Source organism: Monoglobus pectinilyticus, from assembly GCF_002874775.1.
Classification (GTDB): domain Bacteria; phylum Bacillota; class Clostridia; order Monoglobales; family Monoglobaceae; genus Monoglobus; species Monoglobus pectinilyticus.
On record NZ_CP020991.1, the window covers coordinates 2,335,707 to 2,351,933 of the forward strand.

14 protein-coding genes, 3 tRNA genes and 2 pseudogenes are annotated in these 16,227 nt (G+C 35.6%); 10 read left to right on the forward strand and 9 right to left on the reverse strand.

Features of this window, described 5'->3' with window-relative positions; translation table 11 throughout:
- Positions 1 to 11: 11 nt before the first annotated feature.
- The 7 genes from pyrF (at position 12) to B9O19_RS09910 (ending at position 5,923) form a co-directional block, all read left to right on the forward strand.
- Positions 12 to 923 carry an orotidine-5'-phosphate decarboxylase gene (gene pyrF / locus B9O19_RS09880; RefSeq protein ID WP_102366256.1) on the forward strand — a complete coding sequence of 304 codons (912 nt, stop codon included), beginning with the start codon at positions 12 to 14 and terminating at the stop codon, positions 921 to 923.
- A 28-nt stretch (positions 924 to 951) separates the two neighbouring features.
- Positions 952 to 1,740: a dihydroorotate dehydrogenase electron transfer subunit gene (locus B9O19_RS09885; protein WP_102366257.1), complete on the forward strand. Its 789-nt coding sequence runs from the start codon at positions 952 to 954 to the stop codon at positions 1,738 to 1,740.
- The gene (locus B9O19_RS09890) at positions 1,733 to 2,644 is read left to right on the forward strand and encodes a dihydroorotate dehydrogenase (protein WP_102366258.1); all 912 of its coding nucleotides are present in this window, start codon (positions 1,733 to 1,735) and stop codon (positions 2,642 to 2,644) included. The genes B9O19_RS09885 and B9O19_RS09890 overlap by 8 nt, the downstream gene beginning before the upstream one ends.
- An 18-nt stretch (positions 2,645 to 2,662) precedes the next feature.
- Positions 2,663 to 3,238: an orotate phosphoribosyltransferase gene (pyrE, locus tag B9O19_RS09895; protein WP_102366259.1), complete on the forward strand. Its 576-nt coding sequence runs from the start codon at positions 2,663 to 2,665 to the stop codon at positions 3,236 to 3,238.
- Complete coding sequence (locus B9O19_RS09900) at positions 3,238 to 3,930, forward strand: JAB domain-containing protein (protein ID WP_102366260.1); 693 nt, start codon at positions 3,238 to 3,240, stop codon at positions 3,928 to 3,930. The genes pyrE and B9O19_RS09900 overlap by 1 nt, the downstream gene beginning before the upstream one ends.
- A gap of 310 nt (positions 3,931 to 4,240) precedes the next feature.
- Positions 4,241 to 4,933, forward strand: a complete 693-nt coding sequence (locus B9O19_RS09905) for a JAB domain-containing protein (protein WP_102366261.1) — start codon at positions 4,241 to 4,243, stop codon at positions 4,931 to 4,933.
- 21 nt (positions 4,934 to 4,954) lie between these two features.
- A complete protein-coding gene (locus tag B9O19_RS09910) occupies positions 4,955 to 5,923 on the forward strand; it encodes a helix-turn-helix transcriptional regulator (RefSeq protein WP_102366262.1) in 969 nt (322 codons plus the stop codon).
- 203 nt (positions 5,924 to 6,126) lie between these two features.
- On the opposite strand, the gene B9O19_RS09915 is transcribed toward B9O19_RS09910, so the two are convergent.
- Positions 6,127 to 6,203 (reverse strand) — tRNA-Arg (locus B9O19_RS09915).
- A 104-nt stretch (positions 6,204 to 6,307) separates the two neighbouring features.
- Positions 6,308 to 7,232: pseudogene (locus B9O19_RS12345) on the reverse strand (DDE-type integrase/transposase/recombinase).
- A gap of 205 nt (positions 7,233 to 7,437) precedes the next feature.
- Between B9O19_RS12345 and B9O19_RS09925 the strand changes: the two are divergent.
- Positions 7,438 to 7,524: transfer RNA gene (locus tag B9O19_RS09925), tRNA-Leu, on the forward strand.
- Between the two features lie 952 nt (positions 7,525 to 8,476).
- Complete coding sequence (locus B9O19_RS09930; RefSeq protein WP_102366263.1) at positions 8,477 to 8,971, forward strand: hypothetical protein; 495 nt, start codon at positions 8,477 to 8,479, stop codon at positions 8,969 to 8,971.
- 398 nt (positions 8,972 to 9,369) lie between these two features.
- On the opposite strand, the gene B9O19_RS09935 is transcribed toward B9O19_RS09930, so the two are convergent.
- Entirely contained in the window at positions 9,370 to 9,597 is a 228-nt protein-coding gene (locus B9O19_RS09935) for a hypothetical protein (protein ID WP_102366264.1), read from the reverse strand.
- 124 nt (positions 9,598 to 9,721) lie between these two features.
- Positions 9,722 to 10,389 (reverse strand): annotated as a pseudogene (locus tag B9O19_RS09940) (response regulator transcription factor).
- Positions 10,390 to 10,875: 486 nt separating this feature from the next.
- Here B9O19_RS09940 and B9O19_RS09945 point away from each other — a divergent pair.
- Positions 10,876 to 10,949 (forward strand) — tRNA-Gly (locus B9O19_RS09945).
- Between the two features lie 324 nt (positions 10,950 to 11,273).
- Here B9O19_RS09945 and B9O19_RS09950 read toward each other — a convergent pair.
- The 5 genes from B9O19_RS09950 to B9O19_RS09970 form a co-directional block, all read right to left on the reverse strand.
- Complete coding sequence (locus tag B9O19_RS09950) at positions 11,274 to 11,708, reverse strand: hypothetical protein (RefSeq protein ID WP_102366265.1); 435 nt, start codon at positions 11,706 to 11,708, stop codon at positions 11,274 to 11,276.
- A gap of 399 nt (positions 11,709 to 12,107) precedes the next feature.
- The gene (locus B9O19_RS09955; RefSeq protein WP_102366266.1) at positions 12,108 to 12,629 is read right to left on the reverse strand and encodes a DUF6125 family protein; all 522 of its coding nucleotides are present in this window, start codon (positions 12,627 to 12,629) and stop codon (positions 12,108 to 12,110) included.
- Positions 12,630 to 12,653: 24 nt separating this feature from the next.
- A complete protein-coding gene (locus B9O19_RS09960; RefSeq protein ID WP_102366267.1) occupies positions 12,654 to 13,691 on the reverse strand; it encodes a YeiH family protein in 1,038 nt (345 codons plus the stop codon).
- A gap of 24 nt (positions 13,692 to 13,715) precedes the next feature.
- The gene (locus B9O19_RS09965; RefSeq protein WP_102366268.1) at positions 13,716 to 15,149 is read right to left on the reverse strand and encodes an MATE family efflux transporter; all 1,434 of its coding nucleotides are present in this window, start codon (positions 15,147 to 15,149) and stop codon (positions 13,716 to 13,718) included.
- Positions 15,150 to 15,552: 403 nt separating this feature from the next.
- Positions 15,553 to 16,227 carry an FHA domain-containing protein gene (locus B9O19_RS09970; RefSeq protein ID WP_102366269.1) on the reverse strand — a complete coding sequence of 225 codons (675 nt, stop codon included), beginning with the start codon at positions 16,225 to 16,227 and terminating at the stop codon, positions 15,553 to 15,555.

A 16,227-nucleotide genomic window follows, 5' to 3' on the forward strand; every position in this document is an offset into this window, starting at 1 on the left:
GAGTTTTTAATATGATAGACTCATTAATCGAAAAGATACAGGAGAAGAAAAATCCGACTGTTGCCGGCCTTGACCCAAAACTGGATTATCTTCCTGAAGAAATGGTAAAGAAAGCGTTTGATGAATATGGAGAAACTTTTAAAGGAGCCGCTGAGGCAATTTTTGAGTTTAACAAGACGCTGATTGACGCTTTATATGATATAGTTCCGGCAGTGAAACCTCAGTCGGCTTATTATGAAATGTATGGTATAGATGGTATTGAGTGCTTGAAAAAAACTATTAATTACGCAAAAGAAAAGGGCTTGTATGTTATCTTGGACGCAAAACGCGGAGATATTGGTGCAACCAGTGAAGCATACGCAAAAGCTTATTTGGGAAAAACCGATATAGGCGAAAAACAGGAGCCTGCTTTTGATGCTGACAGTTTAACAGTTAACCCATATTTAGGAACAGACGGCGTTCAGCCGTTTGTAGAACAGTGTTTGAAATTTGGAAAGAGTATTTTTGCACTTGTAAAAACGTCCAATAAGTCTTCCGGTGAGATTCAGGACTTAATCAGCGGCGGCAAGCCGATATATGAACATATGGCTGAGCTCGTTAAAGGCTGGGGTATGGATAATTTCGGAAAGTATGGTTATACGCAGGTTGGAGCTGTTGTTGGAGCTACTTATCCTGAGCAGGCAGAAGTTTTGAGAAGGGTTATGCCTCATACTTATTTCTTGGTTCCGGGGTATGGAGCTCAGGGCGGTAAGGCGGAAGATGTTGCAAAGAGCTTTAACGGAGACGGACTTGGGGCAATAGTAAACGCTTCACGTTCTATAATGTGCGCATATAAGAAAAACGGCGGCGAGGTCGGTCAGGCGGCGAGAGATGAAGCTATAAGAATGCGTGATGATATAATGTCAGCCGTTGGCGCTGTTTGATTAACTATAGAGGATTGGAGAGGTTAAGATGCTGTGTGAACTTGTAGCAAAAGGTCAGATAAGACGCGGTCTTTTTGACTATATTGTAGACTGTCCGGATATGGCGATGAAGGCAAAGCCCGGGCAGTTTCTCCATGTTTTATGCGGTGGGGATACATATTTAAGACGTCCTATAAGTATCTGTGATGTGATTGAAAACAGACTTGTAAGATTTATATTTGAAGTTCGTGGAAAGGGCACAAAAGAACTGGCAAGAGCTAAAGAAGGAGACAGGCTGGATATTTTAGGTCCTTTGGGAAATAGTTTTGATATATCTTTTTCAGATGAAACTGGTGAAAGCAGTTCGTCTGTTCCCGAGGGAGATATAGTTTTAATCGGAGGAGGAATTGGTATATTTCCTCTTTTATATCTTTCAAAAAGTCTTCCCAAAAAACCTAAAATATTATTGGGATTCAGAGATGCAGAAAGTATGGCGCTAGTCAGAGAGTTTTCTAAAAGCTGTGAGGATGTTTTTATAGCAAGCGACGATGGCAGCGTGGGGCATAAGGGCTTTGTAACTGACTTGCTTAAAAACTCTATAGAATCGGGAAATAAAATAGAAAGAATATATACTTGCGGCCCAAAACCTATGATGAAGATTGTGGCGGAAACCGCAGTCAGCAATGGAATAGACTGTCAGGTATCTATGGAAGAGAGAATGGGCTGCGGAGTTGGGGCCTGCGTTACTTGCACATGTACTTTAAAAGATGGTTCAAGAAAAAGAGTTTGCAAAGACGGACCTATATTTAACGCATCGGAGGTGGATTTCGATGGCTGATTTGAGTGTTAATATAGCAGGAGTAGAGTGGAAAAACCCGGTTACAACAGGGTCGGGCACTTTTGGATTCGGAAGAGAATATGCTGAATATTTTGACCTTTCGAATATAGGCGCGATTTGTCTTAAAGCTATATCCGCCAAACCCCGGCTCGGCAATAAGTCGCCGAGAATCGCCGAAGTAACCAAAGGTATGCTGAACAGTGTTGGGCTTCAAAATCCGGGAGCTGAATATTTTCTTGAAAATGAACTGCCTTGGCTAAGACAATTTGATACAAAACTAATAGCTAATCTGTGCGGTTCAACTATTGAAGATTATGTAGAAGTCGCAGAAATTTTAGGTAATAAGCTTGATATGTTTGAACTTAATATTTCATGTCCGAACGTAAAAGAGGGCGGAATGGCCTTTGGAACTGACGCGAAGATGATAGAAGAAATTACGTCAAAAGTTAAAGCTGTATCGAAAGTGCCGCTTATAGTAAAATTGTCACCTAATGTTACTGATATTGCCGAGATGGCAAAAGCTGCCGAAGCAGGCGGCGCTGACGCAATTTCATTAATTAATACATTGCTAGGTATGAAAATTGATATAAATACCAGGAGACCTGTCCTGAATAATAATATGGGCGGAATGTCCGGACCTGCGGTTATGCCTGTTGCGGTCAGAATGGTGTATCAGGTGCGCCAGGCTGTAAAGCTTCCGATAATCGGTATGGGCGGAATCACTACAGGAGAGGACGCTGTGGAATTTTTGCTTGCAGGGGCTGACGCGGTTTCAGTAGGAACAGCCGGTATTGTTGACCCATATGCCTGGATAAAAGTGAGAAATGGAATAAATGACTATCTTGATAAAAACGGATATGAATCTGTAAATGATATAGTAGGAAAGCTTGAAATGAATAATTAATAATTGGAGGTTTGACAAATGACAAATGAACAAATAATTGATATGCTTAAAGAGGCGGAAGTTTTGCTGGAAGGACATTTTCTTTTAACATCGGGAAGGCACAGCGATAAATATATGCAGTGCGCTAAGATTTTCCAATATGCAAAGTATAGCGAACCTCTCTGTGCCGAGCTTGCAAAACAATATAAAGAAGATAATGTTGAATTGGTTATAGGGCCGGCAATAGGCGCAATTCAAATGGCGTATGAAGTTGGAAAACAGCTTGGTGTTAAAAACATATTTGCTGAACGTGAGGATGGAAAAATGACGCTGAGACGCGGATTTACAATCGAAAAAGGTCAGCGTGTTCTAATCGTAGAGGATGTTGTTACAACTGGGGGAAGTGTTCGAGAGGTTATGGAGCTTGTCAATGAAGCCGGAGGAAAGATAGTGGGAATAGGTTCAATCGTTGACAGAACCGGCGGTAAAATTGATTTTGGAGTTCCTTATAAGAGTGCATTTTCTATGGATATAACATCTTATGAGCCTGATGACTGTCCGATTTGTAAGTCTGGAACACCATTGGTTAAACCGGGCAGCAGAAAGATAAAATAATGAAATCGAATAATACACATGACGGTCACAGAATCAGAATGCGTGAAAAGCTTGAGAGCGGAAATTTAGCTGATTTGCCTGAACATGAACAGCTTGAAATTCTTTTATTCTCTGTGATACCGAGAGGAAATACAAATGAAATCGCTCATGAGCTTCTGAGAAAATTCGGTTCAATCTATGGTGTATTGTCAGCAGATATCAGCAGTTTGCTGGAGGTTGACGGCATAGGAGCGCGCGTTGCGGATTTTCTGCATAATCTCCCGGCTGTTTTAGGAGTTGTTATGCGTTCTAAAATCTCGTATGAAACAGATAATAAATTTTTACTGAATGATATTAACACTTTAAAAGATTATTTGTTTTCTCTATTTTCGGATACTGTTTCAGAGCGGGCGTATATATTATTTTTAAATAAGGGTTTTCGGCTTATCAAGTTTGAGAAGATAAGCGACGGCTCTTTAGAGCAGGTATACATAGATATATCAAAGGCTGTACGGCGCGCCATATTAAACAATGCCGCATATGTGGTGCTGACGCATAATCATCCCAGCGGCTCGGTTATGCCAAGCGACGCTGATATTTCATCAACCCGAGAGCTTGACGAGGCCTTGAACACTGTAGGAATAGGCCTTTTAGACCATATAATAATCGGCGGTGACAGCTATTATAGTTTCCGTGAAAGCAGACATTATTAATAAAAGAATCCTTTAACCTGATGAATTTGGCGGGTTAGAGGATTCTTTATTTTAAAATATAAAACCAAATTTATTATAAAAAACGGTGAAAGTGCTTGTATAATATCATATAATGTCGTATAATTACTATAAAGATATGTGAATTTAAAGAACATATTAAAAAGAACATATTTGTTGGGAGGAATTATAGTATGCAAGATATGCAGAGAATATATAAACTAAAAATAGATAATATATTTTCAAATAGTAATGATATTATACATGAAATGGATTGCCGATTTATAAAACAGTTGGCATATGGTAAAAAAATATGAATTCAAAAAGTTCACATCATGGTCATAGAGATAGAATGCGGGAGAAATTAGAGCATGGAAGTTTGGCAGATTTTCCTGAACATGAGCAGCTGGAAGTTCTCTTATTCTCTGTGATACCAAGAGGAAATACAAATGAAATAGCTCATGAACTTTTAAGAAGATTTGGTTCTATATACGGAGTTTTATCCGCCGACACCAATAGCCTTATCCAGGTGGAAGGGGTAGGTGAACGAGTCGCAGACTTTTTACATAATTTACCTGCTGTTTTGGGCGTGGTAATGCGTTCTAAAGTTTTGTATGAAACGGATAACAGGTTTGTGCTTAAAGATACGGACAGATTAAAGGAATATTTGTTTTCATTATATGCGGACACTATAGCTGAACGCGCTTATATCTTATTTTTGAATAAAGGATTTCGATTAATAAAATATGAATTGATATGTGAGGGTTCAATAGATGAGGTTTATTTAGATATTAAAATGGCGGTTCGCAGAGCTTTAATGAACCATGCGGCATATGTAGTGCTTACACATAATCATCCAAGCGGTCTTGTTTTTCCAAGCGATTCAGATATTATATCTACCAGAGAACTGAGCGAAGCTTTAAATACAGTTAAAATTGGGTTTTGGGATCATGTAATAGTTGGAGGTAATCAATACTACAGTTTTAGGGAGAGCAGGAATTATTAAGAGAAAATCTGGGAGGAAGACATGCCAAAATCAGCAAATCAAAAGTTAAGATTATTATTTGAAAGAGAAATTTTACTAAGAGAAACGGATGAGGAGAATCCTATTTCTACAAAACAGCTTATATCACGTTTGGAGGATTGCGGCGTTCAGGCTGAAAGAAAAACTATTTATAGTGATATTGAGGCTCTTTCCCTATATGGTATGGATATAATTAAGGTTAGCGGAAAAAATGGCGGATATTATGTAGGTGAGCGAGACTTTGAACTTCCTGAATTGAAACTGCTGGTTGACGCTGTCCAAACGTCCAAATTTATAACCAAAAAGAAATCTGCTGAGCTTATAGGAAAAATTGAAAGGTTAACCAGCAAGTATCAAGCTCAGGTATTGCATCGTCAGGTATATGTATCTGCCCGTATTAAAAATATGAACGAGAGTATATATTATAATGTCGACAAAATATATCAGGGTATAGATGAAAACAAACAGATAGAATTTTTCTATATGGAATATAATCTTGATAAAAAGCGTGTTCCGAGAAGAAATGGAAAACGATATAAAATAAGTCCTTATGCTTTGACATGGAACGATGATAATTATTACCTTATTGGATATGACGGACAGTCCGATACAATAAAGCATTATAGAGTTGATAAAATGGAGAATATAGTTGTTCTCAAAGAAAATCGCGAAGGAGAAACAAATATTGATATAGGAGAATATTCTAAAAAGGTGTTTTCAATGTTTGGCGGTAGTGAGGAGTCCGTTACTCTTAATTTTGACAATAGGTTTATTGGAGTTGTAATTGACAGGTTTGGTACCGATATTCCGGTAATAAAGACTGACAGTGAACATTTTGAGACCAGTGTAACAGTTAAGATAAGTCCTCAGTTTTTCGGCTGGTTGGCGTCATTAGGGAGAGGCGTTAAAATTATCTCGCCTATCAGTGTGAAAGATAGATATAAAGAGCATATACAGTCAATTTTAGAATGAGAAAGATAATTTAAACTTTTTTAATGGTTTTATATTTTATTTGGTTGAGATAATTGGATAGTAATCATATTATTAAACTGTAATTGATAATAAAGTTTTATTGAATTTATATAAGAAATTTATATGAATAAAAATATAAGTGCTGCAAAATATATAAGTTAAAACACAGCTGCTTATATAATAAATAGCAGCTGTGTTTTAATTGGTATGCCCGACGGGATTCGAACCCGTGACCTTCAGAGTCGGAGTCTGACACTCTATCCAGCTGAGCTACGGACACATAATTTTTTTTATTATAACATAATTTAGCTTTATATTCAATACCTTATTCTAATATTTCATGATTCGTTTTGTAGGTTTGTCAATGATGTGTTACAAAAAAGATTAAAAGAATTCGCCGAAATTGATAAAAGAGTTGATGTAGTCAATGGGAGCTTTCCAATTAAGCGGACGCATCGGGAATTTATTGTAGTTTTGGTTATGCACCTTTAATTGCTTTGCAAAATCATCAAACGCGTAGAATTTATGTGTTGCATAAAAATACTCGTTATCCTTACGGTGTGAACGCTCTACCTTGCCGTTATGTCTAGGTGTGTACGGTCTTATGAGCTTATGTTGTATTCCAAGTTCTTTAAGTCGCTTTTCAAACATAGTTAGGGTCGGCTTTTGAGAGCTGCCAAGCCTCTTGGTAAACTCTTGTCCGTTATCGGTCTGAACGCACTCAATAGGGAATTTAAAGGCTTTTACAAGGTGTTCGAGAATAGCTGCTGTGCTCCACAAAAGCTTCTAAATACCGGAAACGTGAATATTCGTCAATAGCTGTATACTGATAGAACTTTTTACCATTAGCTTCACCGACAATGCAAGCTTCAGGAACGAACTTAACGTCTATCTGTACTCTCTGACCGGGATAGAGCATTTGCTCGTAAGGCTTTGGTATGTATTTGGGATTGGGTGGTTTAACAGGCATTTGTCCCTGTTTGCGGAGTATGCGGTAAAGACCTGTAACAGAACGAGTATAGCCTCTTTGACGAAGCTTAACCCAAAACACAACAAGTCCGGCATTGGGGCTACGGCGGCGCATATCAGTAATCAATTTTAACTCATCAGCGGTATGCTGATTGGGATGATGGTGGGGTTTATGTGATTTATCGGCTAAGGAGGCGAGCGTACCGTCGTAGCGTTTTCGCCAGCGATAGACATACTGACGATTTACCTTATAGCGAATGGCAGCCTTTGTCACGCCGTGTTTAAAAGAATATTCAATTAATACTTGCCTAAATCTCATAGTTTGTGTTATAGTGTTCATATACGGAAGGCTCCTTTGTGTATGTGATATTGTGGTGATATAACTATAACACAATTTATGAGTTTTCCGTATTCTTTTTTTCTCTTTGTAACACATCTATTGTAATCCTACAATATAAATGAGAAAAATATAAAAAAGATATTGACAAATTATTAAGAATAGTATAAAATAAAATAGTTGTTGATTTCAACGACGTTTATTATTTGCGGCTATGGCGGAATTGGCAGACGCGCATGGTTCAGGTCCATGTGAAAGCAATTTCATGGAGGTTCAAGTCCTCTTAGCCGCACCAAAATTTGAAAATCCGAACATTATACCAATTGGTAATAAGTTCGGATTTTTGCTTTATTTTAGTTAATTAAATTTAAATTTTATTATATAACTTATGGACAATTTGTGACAGCTTTTGTCAAGAGGTCTTTAACATTATTTGTTTTTATATAGATTATTTTTTAGCTTTGCGTTTTAATCTGCCAATTAAAATAATATCAGCACGAGAAAATTATCATACTTATATATCTGTGTATTGATTAGGGAGAGTTTACATATTCAAGATTGCAAATTTGCAAATTTGCTATTCGTTTGATATAATATAATCAGCTAATGGGGGCCTATATGTCCTTGTTAGAAATATCAGGCGATCTTATTGTGCATTGGCAGACAAACAGAAAGCGGATATAGTAATTGGCAGGACTGATAGGGACGCGGCATAATAATTAAGTCAAATTGAAAACGGAAAAATGTAAAACACCAGCTTCGATATCCGGATAAGGCCGGAAAAAGGGTTTAGGACATAAACAAATTATATATTGTGGCTAACCATTATTGGCCGCCTTAAAAGTTTTGATATATATAAATTTGGTTTGTCTGAAAATGTGGTTCAAAATTTATGACATGGACGGTTGATGTACATATCTTGAACCGTTTGCCGGAATACAAAAGTTTTCCACAGCAGTATAGCTGATAAGTGCTTAGTTCAAGTACATGACGGATCTGAGAAATATAGTGCGAAACGAGGTCATGGAACTGACATTGCCTGCTTCTTGTTACTGTGAAAGACAGTATAGTGTAAAGCTGCTCTGAAATTGTTTTTTATGTAATATATAATACACCAAATTTGTGATTTTGTATGGTCATAAGTTTTGGGCAGTAATTTTCATAAAGAACTGTAACTTTATTTTGGTATATTTGAAAAACAGCTGTGGAGCAACATTACGGCCAATTGCTTAAAAGGAGGATTCTAAATGAACCAATTTATTGAAACGTTGACAAGTAAAGACAAATGTTTGGAGTTACCCGAAGAATATGATTATTTCGGAAAACTTATCGGAAGCTGGAAACTCAATTATACCGACCGAAACATATCATGCTCAGTTAAAGGAGAATGGCATTTTTCATGGGTTCTTGAGGGTATGGCAATACAAGATGTTATTGTTTTACCCTCGCGCGATACAAAAACTGAAATTCCGCATCCACTCACCGAATACGGCACAACGCTTCGTGTTTACAATCCAAATACACATGCTTGGGATATTGCCTATTGTTACACAGGAGAAATTATACGGCTGGAGGCAAGAAAACAAGACGATATGATAGTGCTCACAAACATTGATGATAATAAGAAAAAATGGGTTTTTGTCAAGATTGAGGAGAATACTTTTCATTGGCAAAATATTACCATAAAAGAAGATGGCGAATGGCATATAAATGCGGATATATATGCTGAGCGAATAAAGTAAATACAATATAAAAGAAACTTTTAGACATAAAGATAAAGAATATCAGAAAAAACATAGTCTGATACAAAATTGTATCAGACTGTTTGTATTATTTCTTATATACCGATTAATTTGACTGTATTACAGAGATATAAAGGTATTAAACATAAAATCTGTCCTAAGTAATAATTACATATTAAACTTTCACGGGTTTTAGATTTATGAATTTCGATTTGCAAATTCTCAGGTTAGAGAAACACGTGTTTTTTTCAGCTTAAATATGACTTTAGACTTTAGATTTTATATTTTCAGAGACAATATTGACGAATGCAGTATGTTTTGATGCTGCTGCGCATGACAACTATTTTGTGTTTGGGAAATAAACTCATATTTAGCAGAAAAATAAGATTTAGATGATATTACCATCGTTTATTGTAAAAATTCGGCTGCTGTTTTTTTGCGGATTCCAGCGAATGAGTAACCATAATAATTGTTTGTACGATTTCTTTATTAATATTATGCAGTAATTCAATTCTTGGCTTCTTTATTGTTGGATTGCTGTCTGCATAGATAATATATTTTTCAAAGTCCTGTGTGAAAGTTATAGCCCAATCACCGCGTATATTTTTACCATTTGGAGCTGACATTGTAATAAGTTATGCAAAAACAGAATACGGCAATGAGGGTTCCAAAAAGTATAAGATAAAATATTAAATATATATGAAAAATACTGCGGTAATCGGATTCTTTCATATAATCAGCCCTTTTCTTTTATTTATACCTCAAACCTTTTATTGTTACAAGCTGTTTCGGACTTGACGGAATATTCTTTTTTCCCGTGTAAGACGTATATGCACTATGATTGTATTGTCACAAATAATACTGTATTCTCCCCATACTTGTTCATATAGCCGTCCTTGCTAATAATTTTATCAGCGTTTTCCATTAAGTAGGATAGTAAAAAGAATTCTCTGCCGGTCAAGTTAACTTCTTTTCCTGATTTATAAATACGGCCGCTTTCTTTATCCAATGAAAGACAGCCAACAGTTAACTGTTTGAGGTTATCAAGCGTATTTACTGATTGATATTGTTGGCGGCGAATTTGTGATTTAATGCGGTAAATGGTTTCACACGGACTAAAAGGTTTAGTGATATAATTGTCTCCGCCGCAGGAGAGACCAAGTGTTTTGTCTATATCATCATCTCTTACTGATAGGAACAGAATGGAACAAAAAGAAAATTCACGTATCTTTTTGCTTATCTCAATACCGTTTATATCTGGCAGCATAACGTCTAAGACAATAACATCGGGCTGATATTCTTTACATATTCTGATTGCGTCTGTGACTGTATATGTTTTTTATTTTTTTATAATTGTTTTAATACAGAGCTTCTTCAATTAAATCTACAATATCTTTTTCGTCATATATTAATAATATTTTATAATGTCATTTTTTTTCGTTGAGAGGCCGATTATTAGAAAACTTTTCTGCTTTCTTTGGTATTAGCTGCATGTTACAAGTTTACAAAACGACAGATATGCGTTTGCTATTTATAGTATTTTATGTTCTTGTTGTTTTGCTGATTTGAGGTAATATGTAACTTTTATAGTTTTTTAGTTTCGATTATATGCGGGCGCATAAATAAAGTCAATATAAAATATAAAAATTATTTATTTAGCTGGAATGTGATTGACGGTTACAAAAAAATGTGGTATAATAATAAAAATAGCTATTAATTATGGTTTTTGATGTAAAGTTGAATTTAAAATAATAGCTTGATTTTCATTATTGCAGTGTTTATATATAGTTTTTGAGGTAGTTACTTTATATCAGCAGTCAATACTTTGATTTTGTTATATTATTGATTAAGTTCAGTGATAGCTGTTTTAATAATAGCAGTTAAAATAGCATTTTATTTAATGTGCGGGTGTAGTTCAGTGGCAGAACACCAGCTTCCCAAGCTGGATATGAGGGTTCGATTCCCTTCACCCGCTCCAAAAAAGCGGCAAGCATTTAATGCTTGCCGCTTTTTATTATGAAATAAAACAGAGCTATTTGCCATTTTAAATCTCAAGAGATTATTATTTTTCTCATACAAACCAAAGTTTTTGTCCTCTTTTCCGGCGAATGCTTGTTCTGACAGGTTGTTTTCAGCCGCTATACTCATCATAATTTTATCGTTAAAATTTAATATACAGTGCCGCAGGATCCCACTAAATGCCTTGTATATAAAAGTATCTGCAATATATTGTTTCACACTTTTCTAATTTTAAATAATAACTTTTCGAGTTCTTTTTCGACAAAGGTGTGGTCACGAAAATCTAATTTTTTCCCGTTAAATGTATCATTGGATAATCAATATTGCAATTCTTATTTTTATACAAATCTTTCCTCATAGATTTTATCAATTCTGTCAAAAGCTTATCATGATCCATACTAGAAAAACCATGTTCTTCTTGTCCAGAGGGTTTTATGTAATCGTGAAACTTCATAAGATTATTTACTACCTCTGAGCTTCCTGTTAATAAAAGTTGATTTTGAGCATCTGCCAAATTATTTCTTGCCGCTTTTTTATTATCTATAATTACCACATCGCTTACAGCTTTAATATATGCTAAATAATACTTTTCTTTTAATTTTCTTTCATTTGCCTCTAATTGATTCCGCTTAGTAAAATAATATGAAAAAGTCGCTGATATAATCGCAGTTATTATACCAATTATTGGAATGATAACTTGTATTAAATTTTCAGGCATAATATTTCACCTCATAAATCTTTATATTTGGCAATCAAATAATGTAATGTTAATATCATTTTCAATATGTTCAACAACAAATGCCATCTGTTACTATCTCGCTATTATTACATTGCCCAAATCCTTTATAGTAAACGCACCGTCAAAATTAAACAGTTTAATTATTTTACTCAATTGCTTATCCGAAAAGTTTTCATTTTACAGTTGATTACTTAAAGTGTTTTCTCTATATCATCGTGTTTCCGCAAGTCATTTATCTTTATATTTCTTTTAATCAAAGGGATTAATTTTAAAAGCCATAACAATATAATCACCCCATTTTGCTTTATACAAGGGGTGATTATATAGTAATATACATTAAAATCAAAGAAATATATAATTACTCGATTGTTTTAATGATTATTTCTCTATAAGAGTAAATTTCCATTTACAGCAGCAGGATTCGTCTGTAATATCAGGATAACAGCTGATGCAGTCACAGACAATTCTTTTATCAATAATTTTAGCAAACTCTGAATATTCAATTATTCCTACAGATTTACATGGATGATAAGGCATATTTTTTCTTAATCTTGCAGTTTGAACCCTGCATTCTAAAGTGCTGTATATCAAAGTATTGTCTTTTATTATAAGTTCATCCCGGTTTATATTGGCATAAAATCTAAGCTTTAACGCTTTTTCTAAGCCTTGCAGACCAGGGTATTCTTCGAGATTAAGAAATTCTTTGACACGTTTTGCTTCAATTGCTGTAAAATGCGTCCACACTTCTTCATCACGGCACATGGCTTCCTGCATACCATATTTATTCTCAAGTGATTGAAACCATAATCCATCCATAGCCAGCCAATTTTTTGAATAAGCTTCAATCAAAGTTATTAGTTCATTTTTTGATAATTTTTGCAGTGTTTCTTTATTTACCATGAGCCGCTCCTTTAATATCTTGTTTTAGAATATACCAAGCAAATGCTGCATTAACAAACTAACAGCACCAATTGCTATCCAGCAGCATAAACCAAGAAATATTGGCTTTCCTCCTGATTTTACAAGCTTGACTATATCCGTGTTAAGCCCTATAGCCGACATAGCCATAACAATAAAGAATTTGCTCAGAGTTTTTAAAAAGCAAAATACTGCTTGTCCTCCGTCATGAATCGTTCCGGATGGAAAGATTGCAAAGAAAATGGTGGTTATGACAGAAGCTAAGACAAAATAGAGGATGAAGAATGGGAAAATCTTTTTTATGCTGACCTTTGTTCCGTCGGCCGACTTTTCCTTTTCCGTTCTCCAAAAGGCAAGCACCAAAGTGATTGGTATTATAGCAAGAGTTCGGGTCAGTTTTACTATTGTTGCTGTGTCTAAGGTATTGCTGCCATGTATACCGTCCCAAGCTGTCGCTGCCGCAGTTACTGATGAGGTATCGTTAACTGCGGTTCCTGCAAACAATCCAAATCCTTCATTAGACAACCCAAGCATGGAACCCAGTGTTGGGAAAATCAATGCGGCTATGATATTAAATAAAAATATAACTGAAATTGACTGCGCTATCTCCTCATCGTTTGCGCCGATAACAGGAGCAGTGGCGGCGATTGCAGAACCGCCGCATATTGATGAACCCACACCTATTAAGGTTGCAATTTTGGGATGTATTTTTAAAGCCTTATATAAAACAAAAGATACGATTAGCGATATTGAAATAGTTGATAAAATAATCGGCAATGACTGAGCTCCGGTTTTTGCTATACTTCCAAGGTTCATACCAAAACCCAATAAAATTACTGCGTATTGAAGTATGCTTTTTGATGTAAATGTGATTCCTGATTGGGACTTTGTTTTATTCTTATAAAATATAGTTATTACCATACCTGCTATTATTGCAAACACAGGTCCTCCCACAATCGGAAATATTAATCCAAGTATGTATGCAGGGATTGCAATTACCAAACAAATCAAAATTCCAAGCCAGTTTTCTTTAACAAAATTCAAGTTTACTCCCCCTTAATTTAGTGTTTATTCTATTGCAGCAGATTTATCATATTCTTTAAATTGCCTTTGCTTTTCAAATACCTCAGGCAGTTTTTTGACCTTTATAAAATATGAAATCATAAACAGCGTGCAGGCGGACAGCCAAGCTATCGGCCCGGATGCGCAGACTCCCAAATATCCATAAAATTCTCCAAACATACCTGTTAGTGTGTTCGCCAGCACGAGTGAAAGAACAATTCGGGCAATAAGCTCAACCGCGCTTCCGCACAGAACTATTCCGGAATTCCCCATTCCCTGAAGACTGTTGCGGTATACAAATAAGAGACCGAGAGCAAAATAAAACACACCTGCTACATAAAAATAGTTTTGAGTATATAATGTCACGCTTTCACGCAAATCTCCGCTGGTTCCTGAATCAATGAATATTCCTGCGATTTGTCTTGAAAAGATTAAAACAAGAGCCACAATTATAACTGTGAATCCCAAAACAAGCAAAGCGCATTTATTGACTCCTTCGCGTATTCTTTTTTCACGCATAGCTCCGTAATTTTGTCCTACAAACGTTGCCATTGTAACCCCGAAAGAAATTTGGGGCTGACTGACGAGCTGCTCAATTTTATTAGCTGCTGTATAGCCGGCAATAACTGTTGAGCCGAATGAGTTTAAAACAGCTTGAACAATCATTACGCCGATAGCAGTAACGGACATTTGAAATGCCATTGGCACTGCAAGCCCTAGATGTCTGAGAGAAAATTTTGAGTCCCACTTAAAATCGCTTTTTTTGAGGTGCAGCTCCGGGAACTTTTTGCCGACGTATAGAAGACAAAGAAGCCCGGAAATAGCTTGAGCTATAATGGTTGCAAGACCGGCTCCGGCAACTCCCATATGAAAGTTTAATATAAATACCAAATCAAGAATTATATTAATAATCGAAGAGATTAAAAGAAAATACAGCGGCGTTCTGCTGTCTCCTAAAGCACGGATAACACAGGATATGTAGTTGTAAAAGACTTGAAATACGATTCCGGCGTATATTACAATAATATAATTATACAAATCGTTTATAATATTATCCGGCGTGTGCATAAACTGCAGAAGCGACCTTGCCGAAAGCATACTGACTGCTGTTAAGACAACAGAAGCCATCGCTGCCAAAATGAGACCTGTGCCAACGCTTCGGCGTACTCCGTCCATGTCATTGGCTCCAAATCTTTGAGCTACTATGATAGAAAGACCATTTGTAAAACCAAGTGCAAAACCCACAATTAAGAATGTAATCGCACCGGCTGCGCCAACTGCCGCAAGGGCTTCAACACTGATAGTCCGCCCAACTATAATGGTGTCAACCATGTTGTAAAGAACTTGAAAGATGTTCCCGATAAGCAGCGGTATGGTAAATTTAATAATGTGTTTGATAGGACTTCCGACAGTCATATCGTTTGTTAAAGCATTTGCCATTTATTTCATTCCCCCTCAATATAATATAATTTTCAAACATATGTCTTATTAATATAACGCTACGAATTTTGTATGTCAACTATAAAACTGTACAAAGTTTCTATAAGTACAAATTTAAAATATTATTGAATAAAAAGACCGTAATAAAAGAAAGAGAATATTTAATTTATCAAGTATTTTAAAGTGCAAAAATGTTGTTAATATCATTTCAAACAATTTAATTTTTTTGTAAATAATCGGATTATGAAGTTGTTGATATAGCTGCTTTTGTAATAAAAATTTTATGCGCTTGCAGGCATTTTAATCACTGCTGATGTATCCAATATAATTAAATATAAATATGCACCGCCAAAAGTAACTTGCTTTTGGGGTGCATATTAAAATATTATGTTTAATTTTTAATTTAAAAATTTATTCTTATAGGCCTGTCTCCGAGAGTGAGCACATCATTATTTTTGATTTCGACCTGATGTTTAAGAGGCTTGCCGTTTAAAAGAGTACCGTTGGTGGAGTTGTTGTCTTCAGCCATAATCTTCTTTCCGTCGCGAATCAGTATACAGTGTACCGAGGAAACCATAGGCTTATTAACTACTACATCACACTGAGGATTTCTGCCTACTAATATTTCATCTTCTATAGTCAGAGTTTTTGTTTTATTGTTTTCAATAATAGTTACGCTTACTTTTATTTCGCCTTTACTGTTATCAGCTTTATTTTTGTCAGTGTTTGAAGATTTATTGTCACTTTTTTCTATAGGCTTAGAAGCTTTGGGTTCAGAACCTTTTTCACTTTTACTTTCTTCATTATCATTAATATCATCTTCTTCGTCAACAGCGTCTTCGCTTTCAATGTCAGAGTCGTTATCTTCTTCAGCGTCTTCAACATCTTCAACATCATTTTCTTCAAGTTCAGGGGTGTTTAAGTGTCTGCTCGATTCCATATTTTTGTAATATAGAATTTCATCAAGTTCATCAGTTTGTTTTTTCTTAGGATTCATAAATAATCCTAAGCAGATTAGAACCATAGCGATAACAAAAAGCGCGCCGGCGATGAGTAATATGTCATTAAGTATATTCAT

Coding starts and splice junctions, on each gene's coding strand:
- pyrF (WP_102366256.1), top strand. CDS start 12: ATGATAGACTCATTAATCGAAAAGATACAGGAGAAGAAAAATCCGACT.
- B9O19_RS09885 (WP_102366257.1), top strand. CDS start 952: ATGCTGTGTGAACTTGTAGCAAAAGGTCAGATAAGACGCGGTCTTTTT.
- B9O19_RS09890 (WP_102366258.1), top strand. CDS start 1,733: ATGGCTGATTTGAGTGTTAATATAGCAGGAGTAGAGTGGAAAAACCCG.
- pyrE (WP_102366259.1), top strand. CDS start 2,663: ATGACAAATGAACAAATAATTGATATGCTTAAAGAGGCGGAAGTTTTG.
- B9O19_RS09900 (WP_102366260.1), top strand. CDS start 3,238: ATGAAATCGAATAATACACATGACGGTCACAGAATCAGAATGCGTGAA.
- B9O19_RS09905 (WP_102366261.1), top strand. CDS start 4,241: ATGAATTCAAAAAGTTCACATCATGGTCATAGAGATAGAATGCGGGAG.
- B9O19_RS09910 (WP_102366262.1), top strand. CDS start 4,955: ATGCCAAAATCAGCAAATCAAAAGTTAAGATTATTATTTGAAAGAGAA.
- B9O19_RS09930 (WP_102366263.1), top strand. CDS start 8,477: ATGAACCAATTTATTGAAACGTTGACAAGTAAAGACAAATGTTTGGAG.
- B9O19_RS09935 (WP_102366264.1), bottom strand. CDS start 9,597: ATGTCAGCTCCAAATGGTAAAAATATACGCGGTGATTGGGCTATAACT.
- B9O19_RS09950 (WP_102366265.1), bottom strand. CDS start 11,708: ATGCCTGAAAATTTAATACAAGTTATCATTCCAATAATTGGTATAATA.
- B9O19_RS09955 (WP_102366266.1), bottom strand. CDS start 12,629: ATGGTAAATAAAGAAACACTGCAAAAATTATCAAAAAATGAACTAATA.
- B9O19_RS09965 (WP_102366268.1), bottom strand. CDS start 15,149: ATGGCAAATGCTTTAACAAACGATATGACTGTCGGAAGTCCTATCAAA.
- B9O19_RS09970 (WP_102366269.1), bottom strand. CDS start 16,227: ATGAATATACTTAATGACATATTACTCATCGCCGGCGCGCTTTTTGTT.